Raw genomic sequence first — 714 nt, 5'->3', positions numbered from 1 at the left:
GCGTTACTGCATGAACCAGCCGTGGCTGACGACGAACGACTGGCCGGTGAGCGCGGCGCTCGGGAACGCCGACAGGAACAGCACCGTCTGCGCGACGTCCTGCACCGTCGTGAACACGCCGTCGACCGTGTTGCCGAGCATCACCTTCTTGATCACGTCCTCTTCGCTGATCCCGAGCTCCTTCGCCTGCTCCGGAATCTGCTTGTCGACCAGCGGCGTGCGCACGAAGCCCGGACACACGACGTGCGAGCGCACGTTGTGCTTCGCGCCTTCCTTCGCCAGCACGCGGGCCAGGCCGAGCAGGCCATGCTTGGCCGTCACGTACGCCGACTTCAGCGGCGACGCCTCGTGCGAGTGCACCGAGCCCATGTAGATCACGACGCCGCCGCGATCGTCCTTGTACATGTGCTTGAGCGCGGCCTTCGTCGTCAGGAACGCGCCGTCCACGTGGATCGCCTGCATCTTCTTCCAGTCGGCGAACGAGTAGTTCTCGATCGGGTTGACGATCTGGATGCCTGCGTTCGACACGAGGATGTCGACCGAGCCGAACGCGTCGGCCACCTTGTCGATGCCGCTGTTCACGGCGTCCTCGTTGGTCACGTCCATCGCGACGCCGATCGCCTTGCCGCCTGCCTTGACGATCTCGTCGGCGACCGCGTTCGCGCCGTCCTGGTTCAGGTCGGCGATCGCGACGGCCGCGCCTGCCTTGGCCAG

The 714-nt window shown here is 66.0% G+C and carries 1 protein-coding gene; it reads right to left on the bottom strand.

Going from position 1 to position 714, the window contains the following annotated elements; all coding sequences use genetic code 11:
• Positions 1–3: 3 nt before the first annotated feature.
• Positions 4–714: 3-hydroxybutyrate dehydrogenase (locus tag J8I35_RS34410; RefSeq protein WP_060733327.1), on the bottom strand; the 711-nt coding region annotated here is incomplete at its 5' end.

This window comes from Burkholderia sp. CpTa8-5 (genome assembly GCF_017815045.1).
Taxonomy (GTDB): Bacteria; Pseudomonadota; Gammaproteobacteria; order Burkholderiales; family Burkholderiaceae; genus Burkholderia; species Burkholderia sola.
Note: the sequence above shows the minus strand (reverse complement) of the source record. Positions and strands in the feature narration are given on the sequence as shown.